This window comes from Noviherbaspirillum agri (assembly GCF_054780595.1).
This window is the reverse complement of record NZ_BAAGWA010000003.1, coordinates 460676-483820: the sequence shown is the minus strand read 5'-3', so window position 1 is coordinate 483820 and position 23145 is coordinate 460676. Positions and strand designations below refer to the sequence as shown.

Sequence of the window (23145 nt, the reverse complement as noted above, 5' to 3'; positions counted from 1 at the left end):
TTGCGGCCGGCGAGGCGCGTACGGTTAGGAGAAGAATGCTCTAACCGTCAATATGCGCAATTAATGGCAGATGATCCGATGCGATGCGCGCAAGCTTCGTCGCATGCACCTCGACATGCACAAGCCGGTGCCGCGGCCGGATCCAGATCCGGTCGAGCGCAAACAGCGGACGCCGCGACGGAAACGTGCGCGGCGCCGGCACCGCCTGGAAATGGTCGACCAGCCAGCGCAGAGAGCGGCCCCAGACGAACCATTCATTGATATCGCCGAGCAGGATCACCGGCATTTCTTCGGTATCGAAAACCTGCAGCAGGCGCCGGATCTGGTCGCGCCGCTCTGCCGGGCGCAGTCCGAGATGGGTCGCGACGACACGCAGCAGATGGCCGTGGCAGTCGACATCGGCATCGAGCGCGCCGCGCGGTTCACGGCTGCCGAATGACAGGTCGATGGTACGCATCGACACGATCGGATAGCGGCTCAGCACCGCATTGCCGTAGCGCCGTTCAGGACGGACACAGGCAGGGCCTTCCGCCGCAACGAATCCCGTCGCTTCCTGCAGCTGCGCCAGTACATTCGGCGTCTTGGTGCCGCCCAGCGGCACTTCCTGCAAGGCGATGATGTCGGCTGACATCTCGCGCAGCACGTCGGCCACCCGTCCCGGCGAAAACTTGCCGTCGCAGCCGACGGCGCCATGGATGTTGTAGGTGGCAATCGTCAGCGGCCAGGGATCGAGGTCGGGCTGATCGCTGGTGAGCAGGGACGAGTTGGGTGCGATGACATCATTCATTACGCCGGAGTGTCCTCTTTGGGCCGCAGGAGCCGCTGCAAACCGATGGCCAGCCCGATGACCAGTGCCGCGACGATTGCCAGCACCGCCACCGTGCCCACGCTCGGGTTGCGCACTGCCTCGGCAAGGTGATGCACGAAAGTAACCGTCATCACGATACCCGGCAACATGCCGAGCGCCGTACCGACGAGGTAATCGCGAAACCGGATATGCGATGCACCGGCCACCACATTCACCACGGTAAATGGCGCAATCGGCAGCAGGCGGACCACCACCATCGCAAGAATGCCGCGCTTGGCAATACGTTTGGACAATCTGCTGATGCGCGGACCGAGCATGCGCTGCACGGTTTCCTTGCCCAGCCAGTGCCCGAGGCCATAGCTGGCGGATGCACTGAGCAACGCGCCGCCCATCGCAAACAGGGTCCCCTGCGCCGGCCCGAAGACGATGCCGGTCACGGCAATCAGCAAGGTCACCGGCACCATAAGTAAACCTGCCACCATGTAGCTCAACACGACAGCCACCGGCGTAAACGGCAATGCATCCAGGTTTTCTGCAAACCCGATCAGTGCCGGCAGGTTGATCCACTCGCGCAACGGCGTCCAGCGCCATGCGACAGCGAGCAATGCCAACGCGACGGCCAGCATGCCAAGGCCGATCAGCCGGCGCGGCATCGGCTTGCGCGCGTCGCTCGGCACGAACTGGTTGACCAGCTCATCCGGATCGATCGGCGTCTCCGGGTCGAACAAGGCCTGCTCCGGAATCAGTGCATCCAGCTCCGGCGTGGTGACCGGCTCCATCACCTCCAGATACCGGTCCGGTTGCCGCAATGCTGCAACCGCCTGGTGCAGGCTGTCGCAACGGCGGACTTCGGCATCGACGATATGCGGCTCGGTGCCAAGATGCTCTGCCAGCAGCCGACTGCGCAAACGCGCAATTGCAGCGCGGATGCGCTCGTCGCCGCACGCCTCGATGGTGATGTTGCATTCCGTGTCGAGCGCCATCGAGCGGCTGGACAGGTTGGCCGAGCCCACGGAGAACAATTCGTCATCAACCGCAAACACCTTGCTGTGCACGTTCAGGCAATGGCCGTTGAGGCCGGGAAGATGCGGGCAATACATCCGGTAGCGGCCGTACCGGTCGGCCGCCTTCAGCCGGCGGTGCACGCGGGCACGCAGCACCCCCATCGTTGCCTCTTCCAGCCAGCCGCTTTGCGTCCTGGGCGAAATGATCGCCACTTCAGGCCCGTCGGGCTCATCCAGACGCACCGAAAGTGCATCGGCGATCATCCCTGAGGTGAAGTACTGGTTCTCGAAGAAGAGATGGTTGCGCGCGGCGGCAATGGCATCGAGATGCAGTTGCCGCACTTCATGCACGCCGGGGTTGCCGTTAAAGACCGGTTCGGTGCGCGAAATTGCAATGTCGACGTCGGTCAGGTCGGGCACGACATCCTCCGGCCACGGGTCGTGCGTGGTGTTGCACAATGCCGCCGGCGCTTGCGACGTGGCACGCTTCCAGCGCGCCCTTGCCAGTTCGCCGAGCGCGCGCGCAGCGGGCCCGTCCACCATCGCCTGCACATCGTGGAACGGCGCATGCGGCTTGCCCTCGCTGTCGCAGCGCAGCGGTTCGTTGGCCGCATGTGCCGGCGTGTCCCAGCGCGCCTTGGTCAGGTCGAGGCCGCCGACAAAGGCGACACAGTCGTCCACCACCACGACTTTCTGATGGTGCGACCCGCCGATCGGATGCTTCGCATCCATGCGGAAAGCGAGACGCCGATGCGTGCGCCAATCCAGCTTATAGACCGGCAACCACTCGCGCTCGAGTGCGTAGAGCATCGCGAAGTCCCAATTCAGCACATAGGCGCGCAGGCCGTGCCGCGACTTGACGACTTCGTGCAGGAAATCGCCCAGCGGCTCCGGATAGCCGTCATTGGCGCCCTCGGGCACGAGGCGCGTACGGCTGTCGATGTCCCAGCTCAGGATGAAGACGCTGTGGCGCGCGTTGCGAATCGCCGCACGTACCGCCCGGAAATAGACGTCGGCATCCACCAGCATGGCAAAACGGTGGGCATGCTCGATGCGCCAACAGTTGCGCCCGGGCTGCAACAGGCCGGTGGATGCAGGAAGGAGCTCGGAATGTTGTTCTGGTAGTGGTGCGCTCACGTGTCGAAAAGAAATGCAGCAATTCCTATTCGACGCGTGGCTACCGGGTTAGTTTCTGGTGCAAGGCAGTTGCACTAGTTCAACGGTCCAAACGTAGGCGAGACGCTCGTGAGGTGGCAGCGGCAAGTCGCCGACACATTGCCTTTGCAGGCTGCTGAAAAACGTCGCGAGCGAGCCGAGATCGGGGATGAGGAGCGCACGCGTACGTGAGTACGCAGAGCACCGCAATCCCTGAGGCCGGCTTGCGCGGTAGTTTTTCAACGGCCTGTTAGCGCAAAAGATCGTACTTGCCGCCACGCTCCAGTGCACGCTGGTAAGCCGGGCGCTGGTGGATGCGCTCAAGGAACTGCTTGAGCTTCGGATACGACGCGTCCAGCCCGCCGCGCGCCGCCGCTGCTTCCAGCGGAAAACTCATCTGGATATCGGCTGCACTGAACGCGTCGCCCGCAAACCAGGCATGCTGGCCGAGCTCCGCCTCCATGTAATCGAGGTTGCGCTTGATATTAGGCGCGATGAAGGAACTCTTCACCTTGCCGGCGATGGCTTTGGCGACCGGCTTGACGAAGAACGGCATCGGGCCGCTCTCGATGCGGTCGAACACCAGCTTCATCAGCAACGGCGGCATCGCGCTGCCTTCGGCGAAATGCAGCCAGTAGGTATAGCGCAGGCGTTCCGGTGTGCCGGGTTGCGGGGCTAGCCGGTCCCTGCCGTAGCGCTCCACCAGGTATTCGATGATGGCGCCTGATTCGGCAATGGTCAGGTCGCCATCGGTGATCACCGGCGATTTGCCGAGTGGATGCACTTTGCGCAGCGACTCCGGAGCGAGCATGGTCTTCGGGTCGCGCTCGTAGCGCTTCACCTCATAGTCGAGGCCGAGCTCTTCCAGCAGCCAGAGCACGCGCTGCGAGCGCGAATTGTTCAGATGATGGACGATGATCATGGGCGGTTTTCAGTCATATCAAAATGGAAAGCCGCCATTCTCCCACGGCTGCAGAAAACCTTCAGCGTGGCAGGATGCTGCGGATGAATGCGTCCACGGCAGCGGTATAACGGCCCGGCTCGCCGAGGAGCATGTTGATTTCGCGGTGCGACAAGTCCTGCCGGGACACGTGCGCACGGATGCCGAGCGTGGCAGCGCGAGCGGCGAATTGATCCGCCTGCGGGCAGGCTGCCGGTCGCTGCGTCGAGCACACCATCAGCATCGGCGCAGCACCGGCACGGAGCTGGTGAAACGGGGATGCGCGACGCCAGTACTGCGGGTCACTGCCGAACGCATTGTCGAACAGCTTCGCATGCGGTTGCTCCATCACTTTCACCACATCGAGCGCGGCGCTGTCGAGCATGACCGTGCCGAGCCACGCTTGTGCACCGAGCCGCTGGGCCTTTTCCGGTTCGGATGCCAGCAGCGCAACCAAATGCGCCCCAGCCGAGTGTCCCATCAGGATGAATCGCGACAGATCTCCTCCCCAGGAGGTGGCGCGACGCTGTGCCACGGCGAGTGCGCGCGCCACATCTTCCGCCTGCTCCAGGGGGGCCGCCTTCGGCAAAAGGCGGTAGTTGGTCGAGATGAATATGTATCCCTTGCCGACCCAATAATTCGCCTTGTTTTCGACCACCGATTTCATTGCCTTATCGCCGCGGTGCCAGCCGCCGCCATGCACCATGAGGATCAAGGGAGCGTTTTGTCCTTGCGCTGTGCGGGGCAGATACACGTCGAAGCGCTGTTCATTGTCTGCGCCATACGCGACATCACGCACCACCTGTAAATCGGGCGCCAGTGCTGCATCTCCTGCACTCTCCTCCTGGCCGTCGATGCCGACATCGTCGGCTTGTGCCGCTGCATGCCGAGCCTGGGCAAGGCGCTCCCGCAATGGGCCGGCCTCCGCCGCACCGGAAACGGCAAGCGATGCCATTGCGATAAACACAGTAAGCATGGAACGAAGAGTCTTGCGGTGTTGTCGGTGCTGCATGGCATCCCCCTACGATGAAAGCCGGCCAGTGCCGTATACAGCCAAGCGTAGCGCGGCCGACCTGTTGAACTCAATGGCAGTTTTGTATCGGAAGGTAGCGCCTGGCACCATGGTGTAACGGAGTGATTCGCGCTTGAGGCACATCAAACGGCAAAGTGAAGAGAAGAAATACGCACACCGTCCGTGGCGACCTGCCTGGTGTTGAGGCGGAAACAAGGTGCCCGTCACCACGCAAGGGGATGGAATACGCCGCCAATCGACACCGCATTTGGCGCATACAGTGCCATCGCAAATCCGGACGCTGCGGCAAACATTGCTGTGAGCGCAAACGGCAGCATCGTGCGACGTAGTGCCGTCTGCAGCCAATGGCGCCGTTCGATGCGTCGCAGCCGCTTGTAAAGGCTCGTAGCCAGCACGCCGTCGACCAGCAATTCGGCAAACAGCAACGGCGCGGAGTACACCACCAGCAACGAGGAAAACAGCGCCGCACCAACCAGCACGAGGACAACGAGCGGAATCGCCAGTTCTTCGGCTTCTGCTGCCGCACCCAGCGCGTCACCCACCACATTGGATGTGTCGTCCGCAATCGGCATATCGCCCTGCGTATCGAACCAGCCGCTGGCGCCACCGCCGTCGGCTTCACCGCCCTTGCCCTTGAACGGGACATCGTCCGCACTGCGCGTTTCCGTCGTGCCGCGTGTGGCACGACATTGTCCTGAATCGGGTCCGCTGGGCACGAGATTGGAAAGGTCGACATAGTCCTCCGCGCTGGTGCGCAGCCAAAGCCACAGCAGCAGAAGGAAAACCAGGTATGCGATGCAAACTGCGCCGAGATAGCGCAGCCACATCTGGTGCACGCCAGCCTGCAGCATCAGGTAAGACGCGAGGAACCCCGCTGCACCAGTGAGCATCACTAACAAAAACATCTGCACACGCGGAAAGCCGTCTCGCTCCAGCTTTAATCGGGTCCGCTGGATTTCCTGAACGCGCAGGCGATGTTCGGTCATGGGTTCCCCATTCTTCGCTTTGCAGGCGAGTTCGCTGACATATGACGGATGGCGTCAGGCGCGATCCCACTGATCATGCCGGTCACGGCGTTCCTGTCGATAATTCGTGATCTCAAGGCGAATGCTATCGGGATCAGAAAAGAAGGTCGCCCAGTAGTCGGGCGCGTACTCTTTGTAAAGCCTCGCCTCGCTGGCATCGATACCAGCGGCGCGCAATGCCGTTGCGGCCTGCACCACGTCATCGACGGAATCCACGCGCAGGCAGAGATGATGCAGCCCCGGTGCATAGGAGTCGTGCGGGGCGGCAGAGCGCGCGGGCCGGATCACAAAGCCGAAATGGCGGTTGAAGTACTGGATATGCGGATCGCCGCCAATGGTGAAACTGTTCTTGCGAAAACCGAGCACTTGCATCACGCGGTCATAGAAGGCTTCCGCGCGTGCCATGTCAGACACTGTGATGTAGATGTGGTCGAACCCGGCAACTTCGATCATGTGCCCTCCTTGGTCAGTGTTGGCAAGCCGGCGACGTGCCGGCCGCTATTGTCTGGATGGATCGACCGACTGTGCACGCTTCATTTCCGCAATGCGCACGACGACATACGCGATCAGTGCGAACACGAAGAACACCAGCAGCATCCAGGCAATGCCTTGCAGCGTTTCGATCACGGTGCGGTAGATCTCCAGCACCCAGCGCTCGGCCGTGAGCTCGATGATCTGCGCATCCTTCTGCCAGCGCTGCTGCGGCGTGATGTACTTTTCCAGTTCATGGATGCGCACACCCGCCGAAATGCCAACGACCAGGGTCGCGAACTTCATGTACTTGAGCCATGCGGTGCTGATCTCGTCTGCGATGATGCGTTTGAGGATGCTGTCGAGCGGCTTGTTGAAGGCCCGCGCGACGGCAATGGAAACCGCCGCGGCGATTGCAAACGTGACGAGCAGAAGGAGCAGGAACATGTTTTCTTGCGTGGGAAATGGACGCGGTCGATGGCGAATGCGGTTGCACTGCCATGAACCGTCACGCAGTCTATCTCGTCGAATCGTTGTGAACAAGACGACAACGTTACTGGCGATCACGGATGGCGACGGATAGACGCCTCCGGTCGATGCGCCGGCAAATTGCAGCCGGCGGTTGGCATGTGCGGAAGGCGGACCCGCCACGCGAGCGGTTTGCCCGCGTGGCATGGGGCGGCACATCGGAACAGATGAATCCGTCTGCCTGGCGAGGCGCCCACGGTCTGGAAAGATGCGCTAACTGTTCAGGGCCATCGCTTTTTCTTGTGCAAGCAGCCTTGCCTGCCAGAACAAATCCGCCCCCTCGAAAAAAGGATGGGTAGGCAGGAGCCTGTTCTGAACGGGCAGCCGTGCCATCCCCGCTGCAAACTGTTGCCCAAGGAAGTGGAAGCCCTCCCCGTCGCGCCGGCAGTCCCGGACAAGCGCGCTGTCCGAACCGAGGGCCAGCCCATGCTCCCCCGCCCAGGCATGCACGTCGCGCAGCGCATGCTGTGCGTCCTGTGCGGTCCTACACAGGATGAGCATGTGGCCCGCATGACGCACCATCCGGCAACCACGCGCCTTCATCCGCACATCGAGCGGATGCAGGACCACGTTGGCCAGCAGCGGGGCAAGCACTGCGCCATGCTGCTGGCCGGCGGTCGCCGGATTCGTCACGTTCGCCAGCCGTGCCATGATGCCCTGGCGGAGCCAGGCGTCGATCAGCGCCAGCACACGCCTGTCGCTGATCCGTTCCTGCACGCGCTCGATGACCTGCTCATGCGGCAGATGCGCAACTGCGCTGGTCAGGTCGAGATCTGCCACATGTGTCCGCCCTTCCCTGAACATCCGCTCCGCATCGCGCAAGGCTTCGCTGGCGCCGCGCGTCGGACGATATCCGTAACTCGTATTGAGAAACATCGCTTCGAAGATCGGCTCGATGGCCATCTTCAGCGCTGTCTGTGCAATCCGGTCCTTGATTCCCGGAATATCCAGGGCTTCGGTGGCTGGTGGCTGATAGCGGCCGCTGCGCAGCGCGTCTTCCAGCTCGGTGAGATTGGTATCGGCGTGTGCATCGAATGCCGCCACGCCTTGACTGTCTGTACTGACCAGGTTGCCCCTCAGCTGTTGCCATGCGGCGCGCAGGGTGGCGCCGCGGTAGACCTTGTCGATCAGGCTGTACCATCTTGCCCGTGTACGGCCGTTGCCGAGCGCTGCCAGCATGCGCCCCGTCCAGATGCTCTCCTCCACCCAGGCCCATGTTGCATCCCGGCGCGGGGCACGGTTGCAACTCCGTAGGTCCGGCCGCAGCCGGCTTGCTTCAAAAGCTGTTGTTCCAGTTCTTTGCATCGCGTTGACCTTTCACAATGGATCTTCTGCATTAGCCCGCCTGTGCGATGTTGCGACCGCCCGGGCACGTCTCAGGCACATCAGTCCAGCGCAAGCTGTGCTTTCAGCCAGAGCGTTCGGCCCGGCTCATTGACGCGGGTGGTGCGGGTGTATCCCGCAACCATCGCGCCGCTGCGGCTCAGGTGTTCTGCATAGGTCTTGTCGAAAAGGTTGTCGATGCCGGCGGTGAGCTGCACGCCTTTCTTGGGCTTCCATCCTCCGTTGATGGAGAACACGGAGAAGCCGGCGGTGCGGCCGATGTCCTGCCCGACAACATTGCCCTTGTTGGTGTCGAACCGGTCCTGCTCCGCCACCACGCGCAAGAGTGCGCCGGCCGACCAGGTGCTGTCGTCGTAGCTCAGACCGAAGCGGGTTTCCAGCGGCGGCAGTTGCGCCAGCGCCGTGTCGTCGGTGTCGTTGTCACCGCGCACATAGGCCAGCGAGCCGTCCACCTTCCAGTTCGCATTGAGGGCGTAGGCGACCCCGATTTCTCCGCCCCAGGTGGTGGCGTCGATGTTGCGCGCGATGGTGGCGTTACGGTTCGGCCCCGTCTTGGCCACCATCGACTGGATCAGGATGAAGTCGTCGATTTTGTTGTAGAAGCCGGAGACGGAAACATGCAGCGCGTCGCTCTGCCAGATCGCGCCGACGTCCAGCTGGCTGGTTTTTTCGGGTTTGGTATGGAACGCGCTGGCGCTGGTCGCGCTTTCCTTCGCGATCATTTCCCAGTAGTCCGGGAAGCGCTCGCTATGGCCCAGTCCGGCAAAGACAGTGACGGGTGTCGTGCCGAGTTCACGCTCGTAGCGCGCAAAGCCGCTGGTCAGCGTTTCCTTGCGCGTTTCACCAGCCGTCGGGTTGGCGACATTCGCCGCCATGCCGGTCGTGGTGGTGACCCGCACCGAGGAACGCGGGTCCTCGGCACGCCAGCGGTCCGCGCGCAGGCCGGCAACGACCAGGTCGCTATCGCTCAGCATGTGCGTGAGTTCGCCGAATACGCCGGCATTGCGGAAATTGGCATCCTCGACACGCGGAAGGCTCTGGTAGTTCAAGCCATTGCGCAGGGTGTGGTCGTTTTTCTCCAGATCGGTGCCGACGATGAGCGTACTGGTGTCGGCGAGCCGCATCGTCGCAGCCGCGCGACCGCCGGCTGTCGTGCGATCGGGATTGTTCAGCATGCGCATGCCTGTCGCGGTGCGCAGGCTGAAGTTGTCCATCACGTGATCGATGGTGTTGTGGTAGAGCTGCGCTTCGAGCTTCTCGACCAGCGGCGAGACATTGCGCTTGCTGAACTTGAAGCCGACGTTTTCGCGCGCGAACTTCGCGCCGTCCATCGCGCGGTCCGCATACGCGGCCTCACCGTCGCTGCGCATCATCGACAGCTCCAGCAGCGTGTTGTCGTCCGGCGTCAGGCCCAGCGCGGCGCTGCCGCTCCAGCGCTTGTAGCGGGAGTGCACCTCGCGCCCGTCGCCATCCTCGTAGTCGTCCGATTGCGCGTGGGTGGCAACGGCGTCTAGATAGAGGTTGGGGTTGCCGTAGGTGACATCGGCCACGCCGTCATAGCGCTCGGCGCTGCCGACCGTCAGGCTGCCATTGAACTTGACGGCTGGCTCGGCAAAGCGCCTGTTTTTGCGTTCGAACAGCACGGTGCCGGCAGAACCGACCGGACCGTACAGCACCGTCTGCGGCCCTTTGCGCACCGTGATGCTGTCGTACATTTCGGGAAAGACATAGGCGGTCGGTGGATCCATGCGCATGCCGCAGCCGCCGAGGATATGCTGGCCGTCGAGCAGGATGTTCAGGCGCGAGCCTGCCATGCCGCGCAGGACAGGATCACCGTCCGTTCCCCCCTTGCGGATCATGGTAAAGCCGGGAATGGTCTTGAGATAGTCTGCGCCGTCATGCGCGGGCACTGGCTGGCGCGGCGCTTTCGGGTCGGTGCTCACGGTCAGCGGTGCCTCCATCCGGGGGGCGGTGACGACGACGTCGGGCAGACGCTTAAGCTGGTCCGGCGCGAGCTGCTCCGGAGCGGGCTGGACGGTTTGGGCAAACGCGGCGTGCAGCAGCGCGCTGGCCGCATACGCGATGGGAGTGAGGGTAAGGCGTTTCATTTTTTTCCTGGTTGGGCAGGCGCCGCACCATGCGGTCGGCGCCGGCACGCACCGCAGGGCGATGCGCGCATGTCGTTAATGGCGACGCAAGAGCAGGCAGCCGGACAGGCTGGCGGCAGGCTTGCAGACGCAACGGGCCGGGTCAGGAAAAAGCGGGAGGTGCGTGCGAAGGCGGAGGAGGACAGCCGTTACGCTGGCTGACGGGTGTGGGCGGTAGCGGAGCCCATTGATGCGGCGGCTGGAATGCCAGCGGCAGCACGATGGCTGTTGCCGGAACCGGGCTGGCAGCCACGCCGGAAGGGCAAAGCTGGCAATGCCCTTCATGCAGCAGGTTCGTCGGGTCGGCCGGTGACGTCGATGCACCGGATACAACGACTTTTTTCGTACCGGTGGCGGTACAGATCTCCGTAACGAAGGGTGTGTCGCTCGTGTTCGCCTGGATCGCTGCCAGCGTCGGCAGCGCGATATTGAACAGGACCGCGAACAGCACGGCCCAGGCAATCGGCATCTGGAATTTTATCCGGCGAAACATTCGACCATTCTACATTTCCAACTTGGTTTCCTACAATCAAGAAATGTCTGCCGAGACGGGCGGGGCGCAGCGGAGGTCGCGGGCAACGGTGGGTATGCGCCCACTTCAGCGGTACGTTCAGCCTGCCGCGGAGATCGTGGTCTACCTATGCTCAGATGTCCACCGGATCGACTTCCAGCGACCACTTCGCCCGCGTCTTCATCGCCCGCAGTTCCGCCATCCACGCCTTCAGGAATGCCTGCAGCGCCGGCCTGGATGACGACTCGACCAGCAGCTGTGCGCGATCGACATTTGCCACGCGCGTCATTGTCATCGGGATCGGTTCGTTAATCGTGATGCCGGGGGAGTCCAGGCATTGGCTTGCCTGCTTCAGGAAGTCGATGGCGATCTGCAGCTCGCGCGCTTCCGCACGCAGCAGCGCCTGGTACAGGAAAGGCGGCATGCCCGCCTGCTGGCGCTCTTCCAGCAGTTCACCGGCGAAGCGGTCGTAGTCGTGCGCCATGACCGCCGCGTACAGCGGGTGCTGCGGATAACGTGTCTGGATCCACACTTCGCTGGGATTGCCGCCCTCCTTCTGCCCAGCGCGTCCGGCCCGTCCGGCGACCTGCATCAGCTGCGCAAACAATCGTTCGCTGGCGCGATAGTCGTGCGAGAACAGCGCCGTATCGGGATTGAGCACGCCCACCAGCGTCAGGTTACGGAAGTCGTGGCCCTTGGCGACCATCTGCGTGCCGATCAGGATGTCGACGTCGCCGCGGTGCACTGCATCGAACGCCGCTTGCGCACTGCCCTTCAGTCGCGTGGAGTCGGCATCGATGCGCTTGATGCGCGCCTGCGGGAAGATGTTCTGCAGGCCCTCCTCGACGCGCTGCGTGCCGCGTCCCAGCGGCTGCAGGTCGATGTTGCCGCAGGTCGGGCAGGACCTCGGGATGCGCATTTCAAGGCTGCAGTGGTGGCAGCGCAGCCGGTGCTCCGGTTTGTGCAGCACCATGAACGCGGTGCAGCGCGGGCAATTGCTGATCCAGCCGCAGGCATCGCAGGCCAGCACCGGTGCATAGCCGCGCCGGTTGAGGAACAGCAGCGACTGTTCGCCGCAGGCGAGCCGTCGCTTGATGGCCGACACCAGGGTGGATGTGATCCCTTCGGCCGGCTTGTCGCGCTCCATGTCGATCAGGCGCACCTTCGGCAGCACCGCATCCTTCGATGCGCGCTCGCGCAGCTCGAGCTTCTTGTAGCGTCCCGACTGCGCGTGTTGCCAGGTCTCGAGCGAAGGTGTCGCGGAGCCGAGCACGATGGGGATCGCGAGCTGGCGCGCACGCCATACGGCGAGATCACGTGCCGAGTAGCGCAAGCCTTCCTGCTGCTTGTAGGACGGATCGTGTTCCTCATCGATGATGATGAGCTTCAGGTGCGGCAACGATGCGAGGATCGCCAGGCGCGTGCCGAGGATAATGCGTGCATGGCCGAGGTGGGCAGCGAGCCAGTTTGTCAGCCGTTCGCCTTCCGCGAGGCCGCTGTGCAGCGTCGCCAGTGCCACGCCGGGAAAACGTGCACGGATGTTGCCTTCGAGCTGAGGCGTGAGGTTGATTTCGGGGACCAGGATCAGTACCTGCGCCCTCTCCTGCCGTGCGTCCGCCTGCGCAAGAATCTGTGCCGCAGCCTGCAGGTACACTTCGGTTTTCCCGCTGCCGGTGACGCCATACAGCAGCGTGGGCGCAAACCCCTGGGCAGAAGCGATCGCATCCGCGGCCTGGCGCTGTGCCGCGTTCAGGGTCGGCGCATCGGCCGGTGTGGCGTCGTGCGTGAAGTCGGTCTTTGCGAGCTTCTTCATTGCTCGCTCGAGTGCGACCGTTTTTTCCCCACGCAGGTTCTTGGGCAGTGCAGGCACAGTCACTTCGCCTAGCGGACGTTGGTAGTAGTCTGCGGCGAACGCGCACAGCGCCAGCCACTTGTCCGACAGCGGTGCAAGCTGGCTCCGAACAGCGATGACATCCTTCAGCTTGTCGGCGGGCACATCGGTACGGTCGCTGACGCCGACAATGACCCCAATGACTTCCCTGCGCCCGAATGGTACGAGCGCGAGTTGGCCGGGTTGCGGCTCATTATTACTAACAGCGTGATCAGCCGCTTCTTGCGCCGTGTTTCCCCCGTCCGTCCAGCGATAGTCGAAACAGGTGTCAAGAGGCGTATCGAGTGCAAGTTTCAGGTAACGGGATGTCAAGAACTTAAGGTGATGCTTGAAAAAGTTGGCTAAGGCCGCGATTCATAAGAAGTTTTTTCGCTATCCACAGTAGCTGTGGATAACTTTGTGGAGAAATACCGCTTGACAGGCAGAAACCCCAAGCGCCATGCGGCTTTCAACAAATTGCTGCTTAGAAAAGCAAAAAACTTTTCCTTCTAAATCAATGGCTTATATTTTAGAAGTGTTGCTCGGAAAAATTTTTTTCCTCTAAATCTGCTGCTTTGCACAAGTTGCCATCCGACTTGATTTTGTGAATAAGTTGGGGTAGCGGATCAAAAATGGTTCCTTCTACTCAGCCATTTTTTGATCAAACGCTTGACTTTCTGTCAAGCAGCTGAGAGATGGAAATGAATGCATTGACATCGCAGCAAATGTCAAGCGCCGGTCGATCAAGAAATGTCCTGCAATGCAAGATGTCAAACTTAATGTATTTCTTAATAATTCGATCTAAATGCCCGATTTGTAAGTGCTTTTTTACCTATCCACAAAGTCTGTGGATAACTTTGTGGACAAGCACCTCTTGACACGGTAAAAGCCCTGATTTCATGCGGCTTCCGACAAACTGCCAAATTGAAAAGCAGTTTTTTGACCCTTTAAAATCAACGACTTACGAAAGCATTGGAGAGAAGAAAAATTTATACGAATAAATTTTTTTCTTCTCTCCCGCTGGCCCATCATTGTGAATAAGCGGGTAAAGTCCGTCGGAAAGTGTTTCGTCTGCGATAGATTTCCACATGCGTCACAAGACGTGTGTTGCCATTAGCCGCCGGCGCGCATTTTTCCGCTGACTTCGTGCACGGTCTCGACCAGCACTGACACCGCTTCCGGCGGTGTGAATTGCGAAATCCCATGCCCGAGGTTGAACACATGGCCGCTGCCGCCGGCGTGTGCAGACGGCTTGCCGAACGATTCCAGCACCTTCGTCGCTTCCGCACGGATCTGCTCCGGTCCGGCAAACAGCACGTTCGGATCGAGGTTGCCCTGCAATGCGACCTTGTGCCCGACACGCTTGCGCGCCTCGCCCAGGTTCACGGTCCAGTCCAATCCCACCGCATCCGCGCCGATGTCGGCAATCTGCTCCAGCCACAGGCCGCCGCCCTTGGTAAACACGATCGCCGGGATCTTCACGCCGTTGTGCTCGCGCTTCAGCTGACTGACCACCGCGCGCATGTACGCCAGCGAGAACTGCTGGTAGATGCCGTCGGCCAGCACCCCGCCCCAGGTGTCGAAGATCATCACCGCCTGCGCACCGGCGTCGATCTGCGCATTCAGGTATTGCGCGACCGCGGTGGCATTGGTCTTGAGGATGTGGTGCATCAGGTCCGGACGGCTGTAGAGCATGGTCTTCACGCGGCGGAAGTCGTCCGAACCGCCGCCTTCGACCATGTAGCAGGCGAGCGTCCACGGACTGCCGGAAAAGCCAATCAGCGGCACGCGGCCGTTGAGCTCGGTGCGGATCTGCGTGACCGCATCGAACACGTACTGCAGCGAACCCGGTTGCGGCAGCTGCAGTGCCATCACTGCCTTTTCGTCTTGCAGCGGGCGCTCGAACTTCGGGCCCTCGCCTTCGGCGAAGTACAGGCCGAGTCCCATCGCATCCGGCACGGTCAGGATGTCGGAGAACAGGATCGCCGCGTCCAGCGCATAGCGGTCCAGCGGCTGCAGCGTGACTTCGGTGGCGAAATCGGGGCTCTTGGCCAGTCCCATGAAGGAGCCGGCGCGCTTGCGGGTGGCGCAGTATTCCGGCAAATAGCGGCCGGCCTGGCGCATCAGCCACAGCGGCGTGTATTCAGTCGGCTGGCGCAGCAAGGCGCGCAGGAAGGTATCGTTCTTCAGGGGAGCAAATTGATTGGACATAATGGGGATCGCCTTTCAGTAAGCCGCCATTATCGCCGATGACATGCACTCGTGGTCGCTTCTGTGCCTTGGCTTGCCTCGCCGTTCCGGCGTCTGAATCGGGAAAATTTGCTCCGGAATTCTAGACGTTTGCAAAATTGACCTGCGTCGCTTGTTTCGTTGCAGGGAGGTTGCAAGGACGCAGGCGGCACAACATGGCGAGCCTTGCAGTACGAAATGGATGGTGCCGGTCAGGGAGGTGATGCTGGCCGGGGCAGCGTGATTGCGCAGTGGTCGTCAGCGACAACGCTGAAGATTACGTTGCGCTTGGGAGGCGTCGATTCATGACGCTCTCGGGAGCAGCCGCTGCTCTGTTTTCGCGCACGTTCGCCTACTGCGTGCCTTCTTACCCCGCAAGCAAGGTATTCCGATGTTCCTCATCGGCCAAACGGCGAATGTAGGCTGCGAAGTCCGGGTCCTCTCCGCGCAGGAGTTGCGGCAGCAAAAAGTAGAAGTCCTCCCGGCGGCACCATTCGCGCATGTAGTCATCCCAGGAATTCCACCGGCGTAGTGCGACGCCCTTGAGGTCCGGCTCATACGAAACGATATATGCACGTTCGAAAAGTGCAATCAGCATTTCGAAGATGATCAGCGTGCGCTCACGCTGTTCGTCGGTCATGTCGAGACGCGTTCCGGTACTGCGCAGCTGAAGGTCAGGATTGTCGAGGACGATCTTCAGGAAATCGTTATAGGCGTTCTGCAGCAACTGGTACGCCTCCTCATCCTCGGCGTCGCGCTCCTTGCGCTGCTCGTACAGGAAAAGGAAGATCGCGAACGGCAGGCCGAACACGGTCACGACAAAGCTGGCGGTTTCCCAGAAAGCAGGATTGATGATGAATTCCATAGCGTCCTCCCGGTGCGCTCTTGCTATCGTACAGTTCTTTGCGGGCATCGCCGTTGCCGGTGCGCAGAAGCTTTCATGAGCCAGCGCGGGGCTGCCTCCCATCGGTGGCTACCGTAGCCCAACCATCGGCGCGGCTCACAGTACGGATACTGCAAGCGGCCTCCAACACCGCGATGCGCCGTTCCTGAAGCCACATCCCGACAAGCATCCGTCTGCATTAGAATGGTTTCGTCCTGACTGGCTCAAACGAAGCCGAGGCGGATTGCCTTCGTAACAAGGCGCGGCGACGCGGCGTAGCGGGCTCGGTGCCTCCGGGCTATGACAAGGAGGCCTCGGAGGCCCCCACGCAACGTAGTGACGGAGGTAAGGCGCCCGGCATCGGCGAGCAGGTCAGGGCGAAACCGCGCTAGGCTGTGTTTGACAAGTGTAGCGAGCGGTTCGGAGTGGTGTCGAGGAGCGCACGCGTACGACTGGTACGCCGAGCACCGCAGACATCAATCCGGGTCGCGCAGTAGCTTGTCAAACACGACCTAGTAAAGGGTGCGCGCTACCCTCCTTGCCGCATGCCGCTATGGCGTATCGCTGCGTATCGCTGTGTATCGCAGGCTGGCGTTTACTTCAGTCGCGCTGTCCCAGTTCCAGATCACACGCTCCGCTGACCACGGCGGAATCCGGTCCTGCACGCTCAAGGGCGCTGGCACAGGCGTCACCCAGCAGGCGCGCCCACTCGGTGCAGCCCTTTGTGGACGGATGGTAGCCGTCACGCGCCATCATTGTGGCATCACTTGTGTCGAGCGCGAGGGGAACATAGACGGTGCGTGGCGTCTTCAGAGCAAGTTCGGCAGCCGCGATATCAAGCGAATGTGCCTTAAGGCCCATGACCCAGCGCAGCGGCTGCGGCAATGCCGGAAAATGCGCAAGTGGCGGCACACCGGACACGAGGATGAGTCGCGGTGTGCAACGTTCTGCGACTGCAGCCAGCACGGCATGCAGATCGGTGCGCCAGTGCGTAATCGTCCGAAACGCCGTCGTGTCATTGACACCAAGGGCGACCAGCACGACATCGACCGGCAGCGTGGGAATTGTCGGCAGAATCTCCTCCAGCACTTCCGCAGCGGTCGCACCGTTCTTGCCGTAGGCTCGCCACACAACAGGTCGCGACAGCATCACTGCAAGCGTATGAGCGAGTTGCCCGGTGATTGCGTCGTTGTGCGTATCGACACCGACGCCCGCTACCGGTGATTCGCCTACCGCGAGCAGGGAAAGCGTACGGCCCGGATGATGTTCGCCGGCGACTCCGGTCGTTGGTCCCATGGCTTCCGGCAGGCGCGGGGTGACTCGACGTACATACTTTCCCTGCGCAATCAGAAACGGGAGTAGCGGTATCGCGATGAGCTCAGGCAGGTAATGACGCATGGAGCGTATGCATGAAAGGAAGATCGTCTTGCAAGAACAATTTCAGGTCTGGCTGGGCGATTCCGGGCGAAATAGTTACTTGCGAAATAAGGTTGTACAACACGTCGAAGGCGGCGTGGCGTCCTGGGCGCACGGCTGGGAGCCGATGGCTTCGCCGAGGAGAAGGCGGGCTGCAGCAACGCTCTGTTGTTAGTTACACTGGAGCTGCGCTCAGTTCTGGTGCCGCGCTATCTGTTGGCACATGGACTGGGCGCCGTGCTGCGTATGCCGCTTCCCGCTCTGCGGGTGACATCGATCTTGCTAGGCTTGAAGCGCGGCGTGCTCAATCTTGATGCATTTGTCCATCACCACCGCAAGGCCGGCTGTCCTTGCCTTCTCGGCGGCAGCATGATCAACCACGCCAAGTTGCATCCAGACGCAGTGTGCATTGATGGCGATGGCCTCGACCACAACCGGCAGGATGTGTTCCGGTTTCCGGAAGCAGTCGACGATATCAATACTGCTCCCTGTCTCGGCGAGTGCTGCGGCGGCCTGGGTCAAAGTCGCATAACAATGCTCACCGAGAATATGGGTACCTGCGTAGGTCGGATTGACCGGCACGATGCGGTAACCGTGGCGCTGCATATACTCCGCTACCTCATGGCTGGGGCGGTCATGATGAGAAGAGAGACCGATGACGGCGATGGTCCGGCTTTCGCCAAGGATGTCCGGGATGGATTTTTCTTTTTGGATCATGGCAATTCCGCTTGCAGAGAACTACGAAGAAAAAAAGGCAGCCGAAGCTGCCTTTTCATTGTAATGCCAGCACCGAATTAGCGTTTCCGGCGCAGTTTTTCGATCGCTGCGAGCTGTGCAACGGCGGCCGCAAGCTCGGCCTGTGCCTTTGCATAGTCGATTTCCGATTCGCGGTTCGCCAGCGCCTCTTCCGCCAACTTCTTGGCTTCAGCCGCTTTCGCTTCGTCCAGGTCGTGACCGCGGATAGCGGTATCGGCCAGCACGGTGACATTGTTCGGTTGCACTTCGAGGATACCGCCCGCAACGAAGACGAATTCATCTTCGGCTTGGCCCGGCACCTTGATGCGTACCGCACCAGGACGAATGCGCGTGATCAGCGGCGTGTGCTGAGGATAGATACCCAGCTCACCTGCTTCACCCGGCAACGCGACGAATTCGGCTTCGCCGGAGAAGATCTCTTCTTCGGCGGAGACGACGTCTACGTGAATAGTGTGTGCCATGTTAGAACCTTTGCTGTTCGTCTGAAGACCAGACCGTTTGGATGCAGCCGCCGCTATCAGGCCACGCACATCCTACTGTGCGCGACTTGCGGCGGCGCACTGCGCCGCGCCCGATTACTGTATCTTCTTGGCTTTTTCGATTGCTTCTTCGATCGTGCCGACCATGTAGAACGCTTGTTCCGGCAGGTGATCGAGTTCGCCCGAAGCGATCATCTTGAAGCCTTTGATCGTGTCCTTCAGCGAAACGTATTTGCCCGGCGAGCCGGTAAACACTTCAGCAACGTGGAACGGCTGCGACAGGAAACGCTGCATCTTACGAGCGCGTGCCACGACCAGCTTGTCTTCCGGTGCCAGTTCGTCCATGCCCAGAATCGCGATAATGTCGCGCAGTTCCTTGTAGCGCTGCAGCGTGCCCTGAACGGCACGTGCGGTCTCGTAGTGCTCTGCACCGACGACGTTCGGGTCGAGCTGACGCGACGTGGAGTCGAGCGGGTCAACCGCAGGGTAAATACCCAGAGCAGCGATGTCACGCGACAGAACGACGGTGGAGTCCAAGTGCGCGAAGGTGGTTGCCGGGGACGGGTCGGTCAAGTCGTCGGCTGGCACGTACACGGCCTGGATCGACGTAATCGAACCGGTCTTGGTCGACGTAATACGCTCTTGCAGGCGGCCCATTTCTTCGGCCAGCGTCGGCTGGTAACCCACCGCGGAAGGCATACGGCCCAGCAGCGCGGACACTTCGGTACCGGCCAGCGTGTAACGGTAGATGTTGTCGACGAAGAACAGAACGTCACGACCTTCGTCACGGAAGGATTCCGCAATGGTCAGACCGGTCAGTGCCACGCGCAGACGGTTGCCCGGCGGCTCGTTCATCTGGCCGTACACCATCGCCACTTTCGAGTTGGCCAGGTTGTCGAGGTCAACGACCTTCGAATCCGCCATTTCGTGGTAGAAGTCGTTACCTTCACGGGTACGCTCACCCACGCCGGCAAACACGGACAGACCCGAGTGTGCCTTCGCGATGTTGTTGATCAGTTCCATCATGTTCACGGTCTTGCCCACACCTGCACCGCCGAACAGACCGACCTTACCACCCTTCGCAAACGGGCAAACCAGGTCAATCACCTTGATGCCGGTTTCCAGCAGTTCCTGCGACGGCGACAGTTCGTCGTACGCGGGAGCCTTGCGGTGGATCGATGCGGTCGTTGCTGCGTTGACCGGACCGCGTTCGTCGATCGGGTTGCCCAGCACGTCCATGATGCGGCCCAGCGTTGCCGGACCAACCGGCACCGAGATCGGCGCGCCGGTGTTCTTGATCAGCATGCCGCGACGCAGACCGTCGGAGGAGCCCAGCGCAATGGTACGGACCACGCCGTCACCCAGCTGCTGCTGCACTTCCAGGGTCAGCGCGGAGCCTTCCATTTTCAAGGCGTCGTACACCTTGGGCATCGCATTGCGGGGGAATTCCACGTCCACCACAGCGCCGATACACTGAACGATTTTGCCTTCAGCCATTTTCGTTCCCTCAATATAAGTAGATTCTTTTAGTTAAACCGCAGCCGCGCCGGCGACGATCTCGGACAGTTCCTTGGTAATTGCAGCCTGACGAGTCTTGTTGTACACAAGCTTCAACTCGCTGATCACATTACCGGCATTGTCGGAAGCAGCCTTCATCGCAACCATACGCGCCGATTGCTCGGACGCCATGTTCTCTGCAACCGCCTGGTAGATCAGTGCCTCGACATAACGCACGAGCAGTTCGTCGATCACGGACTGAGCATCGGGCTCGTAGATGTAATCCCACGAGTGCGAGTTCTTGTCAGCTTCCATGCGGTCAGACGACAACGGCAGCAACTGGTCCAGCATCGGTTCCTGTTTCATCGTGTTGATGAACTTGGTATAGAACAGATAGACCGCGTCGAGCTTGCCTTCCTGGTATGCATCGAGCAGCACCTTGACCGGGCCGATCAGCTTTTCCAGATGCGGCGTGTCGCCAAGCTGGATTGCCTGCGACACGACCTTGGCGCCGATGCGGTTCAGGAAACCGAGACCCTTGTTGCCGATTGCGACTGCTTCAATCTTCTTGCCCTGCCCTTCGAGCTCACGCACCTTGTTCGTCAACAGGCGCAGCACGTTGGTGTTCATACCGCCGCACAGACCCTTGTCGGTCGTAACGACGATGACGCCCACCGTTTTTGCGCTGTCCTGCTTGACGAGGAACGGATGCGTGTACTCCGGATTGGCTTGCGACAAGTGAGCGGCGATATTACGAATCTTGTCACTGTAAGGACGGGCCGAACGCATCCGGTCTTGCGCCTTGCGCATTTTGGATGCGGCGACCATTTCCATCGCCTTGGTGATCTTCTTCGTATTCTCTACGCTCTTGATCTTGCCGCGTATCTCTTTACCTGCAGCCATGAGTAATTACTCCTTTAGCTCCAGTGATCAGAAGGTTTTCTTGAAGTCGGCAATCGCGGCGGCCAGTGCTGCTTCGCCGTCTTTATCGAGTTGCTTGGTATCTTCAATCTTCTGCAGCAGAGCGGCGTGGCTGGTCTTCATGAAGTTATGCAGGCCGGATTCGAAGGCGAGCACTTGCTTCACGTCGATGCTGTCGAAGTAACCCTTGTTCACGGCGAACAGCGACACAGCCATCAGCGAAATCGGCAGCGGCGAGTACTGGGTCTGCTTCAGCAGTTCAGTCACGCGTGCACCGCGGTCGAGCTGCTTGCGGGTTGCTTCGTCGAGGTCGGAAGCAAACTGCGCAAACGCTGCCAGTTCACGGTACTGTGCGAGGTCGGTACGAATACCACCGGACAGGCCCTTGATGACCTTGGTCTGCGCTGCACCACCGACGCGGGACACCGAGATACCGGCGTTAATCGCGGGACGGATACCGGCGTTGAACAGCGAAGTTTCCAGGAAGATCTGGCCGTCAGTAATCGAAATCACGTTGGTCGGAACGAATGCGGACACGTCACCTGCCTGGGTTTCGATGATCGGCAATGCGGTCAGCGAACCGGTCTGGCCCTTGACTTCACCCTTGGTGAACGCTTCGACATAGTCGGGGTTCACGCGAGCTGCGCGCTCGAGCAGACGGGAGTGCAGATAGAACACGTCGCCCGGATACGCTTCACGGCCCGGCGGACGGCGCAGCAGCAGCGAAACCTGACGGTATGCAACAGCTTGCTTGGACAGATCATCATAAATGATCAGTGCGTCTTGGCCACGATCACGGAAGTATTCGCCCATCGTGCAACCGGAGTAGGCGGCGATGTATTGCATCGCTGCGGATTCGGATGCGGTGGCGGCAACGACGATCGTGTACTCCATCGCGCCGTGCTGCTCAAGAGCGCGCACGATGTTCTTGACGGTGGATGCCTTCTGGCCGATCGCGACGTAGATACACGTCATGTTCTGGCCCTTTTGGTTGATGATGGCATCAACCGCGACGGCCGACTTACCGGTTTGGCGGTCGCCAATGATCAGCTCACGCTGGCCACGGCCGATCGGCACCATCGAGTCAATTGCCTTGAGGCCAGTTTGCATCGGCTGGGACACGGACTGACGTGCAATAACGCCCGGTGCGACCTTTTCGATCACGTCGCTCAGTTTTGCATTGATCGGGCCTTTGCCGTCGATCGGCTGGCCGAGTGCGTTGACGACGCGGCCAACGAGTTCCGGGCCAACCGGCACTTCCAGCACGCGGCCGGTGCACTTGACGGTGTCGCCTTCGGAAATGTGCTCGTATTCACCCAGGATAACGGCGCCAACGGAGTCACGCTCGAGGTTCAGAGCGAGGCCGAAGGTGTTGCCCGGGAATTCCAGCATCTCGCCTTGCATCGCGTCGGACAGACCGTGGATGCGGCAGATACCGTCGGTCACGGAAATAACCGTGCCTTGATTGCGAATCTCAGCGCCTTCACCAAGGCCTTGAATCCGGCTCTTGATCAGTTCGCTGATTTCAGACGGGTTGAGTTGCATGTTAACTCCTAAATTTTTTAATCTCTGCTTACGCTGGCGTAGCCATCAATCACGATGCGAGCGCAACGTACATGTTCTGCAGCTTGGCGCGGACGGAAGTGTCGAGCACTTCGTCGCCGACTGCGACACGTACGCCGCCGATCAGGGAGTTATCCACTTTCACGGTCGGATTGAGCTTGCGGCCAAATTTCTTTTCCAGCGTCGCCACCAGGTCTTTCACTTGTGCGTCGGTCATCTCGAACGCGCTCGTGATTTCCGCATCCGCCGCGCCTTCCGCTGCATTCTTCAATGCGTGGAATTGATTGCCGATTTCCGGCAACAGAGTCAGGCGGCCATTTTCGACCAGCATCCCGACGAAGTTTTTCGCTTCGGGGGAGACATTGGACTTCAACAGGGACAGGAACGTTTCGGAAACCTGCTTATCCGTCAGCTTCGGATTGCTGGCGAAAGACTTGACGTCAGGGAGGGCAGCAACTGCTGCCATCTCCGACACGAGGTCAGACCAGGCAGCGAGATTGCCAGACTTGGCGACACGGAAGAGTGCTTCTGCGTAAGGACGAGCAATCGTTGCGAGTTCGGCCAT

General features: G+C 60.8%; 20 protein-coding genes. All 20 read right to left on the bottom strand.

The genetic code is table 11. The features are described 5' to 3' along the window. Positions 1-40: 40 nt before the first annotated feature. The 20 genes from ACYVIA_RS07695 to ACYVIA_RS07600 all read right to left on the bottom strand — a co-directional run bounded on the left by ACYVIA_RS07695 (position 41) and on the right by ACYVIA_RS07600 (position 23145). Complete coding sequence (locus tag ACYVIA_RS07695) at positions 41-787, bottom strand: endonuclease/exonuclease/phosphatase family protein (protein ID WP_460839512.1); 747 nt, start codon at positions 785-787, stop codon at positions 41-43. Then, entirely contained in the window at positions 787-2841 is a 2055-nt protein-coding gene (locus ACYVIA_RS07690) for a VTT domain-containing protein (protein ID WP_460839728.1), read from the bottom strand. The genes ACYVIA_RS07695 and ACYVIA_RS07690 overlap by 1 nt, the downstream gene beginning before the upstream one ends. A gap of 376 nt (positions 2842-3217) precedes the next feature. Then, complete coding sequence (locus ACYVIA_RS07685; protein ID WP_460839509.1) at positions 3218-3889, bottom strand: glutathione S-transferase family protein; 672 nt, start codon at positions 3887-3889, stop codon at positions 3218-3220. Between the two features lie 61 nt (positions 3890-3950). Beyond that, on the bottom strand, positions 3951-4883 hold the full coding sequence (locus ACYVIA_RS07680; protein WP_460839507.1) for an alpha/beta hydrolase: 933 nt from the start codon (positions 4881-4883) through the stop codon (positions 3951-3953). Positions 4884-5143: 260 nt separating this feature from the next. Continuing rightward, positions 5144-5926, bottom strand: coding sequence for a hypothetical protein (locus ACYVIA_RS07675; protein WP_460839505.1), 783 nt, complete (start codon positions 5924-5926; stop codon positions 5144-5146). 54 nt (positions 5927-5980) lie between these two features. Continuing rightward, on the bottom strand, positions 5981-6418 hold the full coding sequence (locus ACYVIA_RS07670) for a VOC family protein (RefSeq protein WP_460839503.1): 438 nt from the start codon (positions 6416-6418) through the stop codon (positions 5981-5983). Between the two features lie 45 nt (positions 6419-6463). Continuing rightward, positions 6464-6883 carry a hypothetical protein gene (locus ACYVIA_RS07665; protein WP_460839502.1) on the bottom strand — a complete coding sequence of 140 codons (420 nt, stop codon included), beginning with the start codon at positions 6881-6883 and terminating at the stop codon, positions 6464-6466. A gap of 294 nt (positions 6884-7177) precedes the next feature. Further along, positions 7178-8143 carry a reverse transcriptase domain-containing protein gene (locus tag ACYVIA_RS07660; protein WP_460839500.1) on the bottom strand — a complete coding sequence of 322 codons (966 nt, stop codon included), beginning with the start codon at positions 8141-8143 and terminating at the stop codon, positions 7178-7180. Between the two features lie 206 nt (positions 8144-8349). Next, positions 8350-10416 carry a TonB-dependent copper receptor gene (locus ACYVIA_RS07655; RefSeq protein WP_460839498.1) on the bottom strand — a complete coding sequence of 689 codons (2067 nt, stop codon included), beginning with the start codon at positions 10414-10416 and terminating at the stop codon, positions 8350-8352. 142 nt (positions 10417-10558) lie between these two features. Beyond that, complete coding sequence (locus tag ACYVIA_RS07650) at positions 10559-10948, bottom strand: DUF2946 family protein (protein WP_460839497.1); 390 nt, start codon at positions 10946-10948, stop codon at positions 10559-10561. A gap of 151 nt (positions 10949-11099) precedes the next feature. Then, the gene (locus ACYVIA_RS07645; protein WP_460839496.1) at positions 11100-13169 is read right to left on the bottom strand and encodes a primosomal protein N'; all 2070 of its coding nucleotides are present in this window, start codon (positions 13167-13169) and stop codon (positions 11100-11102) included. Between the two features lie 780 nt (positions 13170-13949). Next, entirely contained in the window at positions 13950-15047 is a 1098-nt protein-coding gene (gene hemE, locus ACYVIA_RS07640) for a uroporphyrinogen decarboxylase (protein ID WP_460839494.1), read from the bottom strand. A gap of 385 nt (positions 15048-15432) precedes the next feature. Then, positions 15433-15930 (bottom strand): hypothetical protein, encoded by a 498-nt coding sequence (locus ACYVIA_RS07635; protein ID WP_460839492.1) that lies wholly within the window; start codon positions 15928-15930, stop codon positions 15433-15435. 618 nt (positions 15931-16548) lie between these two features. After that, positions 16549-17346 carry an SGNH/GDSL hydrolase family protein gene (locus tag ACYVIA_RS07630; RefSeq protein WP_460839490.1) on the bottom strand — a complete coding sequence of 266 codons (798 nt, stop codon included), beginning with the start codon at positions 17344-17346 and terminating at the stop codon, positions 16549-16551. Positions 17347-17646: 300 nt separating this feature from the next. Then, positions 17647-18081 carry a CoA-binding protein gene (locus tag ACYVIA_RS07625; RefSeq protein WP_460839488.1) on the bottom strand — a complete coding sequence of 145 codons (435 nt, stop codon included), beginning with the start codon at positions 18079-18081 and terminating at the stop codon, positions 17647-17649. 77 nt (positions 18082-18158) lie between these two features. After that, entirely contained in the window at positions 18159-18581 is a 423-nt protein-coding gene (locus ACYVIA_RS07620) for a F0F1 ATP synthase subunit epsilon (protein ID WP_460839486.1), read from the bottom strand. Positions 18582-18695: 114 nt separating this feature from the next. Continuing rightward, complete coding sequence (gene atpD, locus ACYVIA_RS07615; protein ID WP_460839484.1) at positions 18696-20096, bottom strand: F0F1 ATP synthase subunit beta; 1401 nt, start codon at positions 20094-20096, stop codon at positions 18696-18698. Between the two features lie 33 nt (positions 20097-20129). Next, positions 20130-20999 carry a F0F1 ATP synthase subunit gamma gene (atpG, locus tag ACYVIA_RS07610; RefSeq protein ID WP_460839482.1) on the bottom strand — a complete coding sequence of 290 codons (870 nt, stop codon included), beginning with the start codon at positions 20997-20999 and terminating at the stop codon, positions 20130-20132. A gap of 27 nt (positions 21000-21026) precedes the next feature. Next, positions 21027-22562: a F0F1 ATP synthase subunit alpha gene (gene atpA / locus ACYVIA_RS07605; RefSeq protein WP_460839480.1), complete on the bottom strand. Its 1536-nt coding sequence runs from the start codon at positions 22560-22562 to the stop codon at positions 21027-21029. 49 nt (positions 22563-22611) lie between these two features. Further along, on the bottom strand, positions 22612-23145 hold the full coding sequence (locus ACYVIA_RS07600; protein WP_460839478.1) for a F0F1 ATP synthase subunit delta: 534 nt from the start codon (positions 23143-23145) through the stop codon (positions 22612-22614).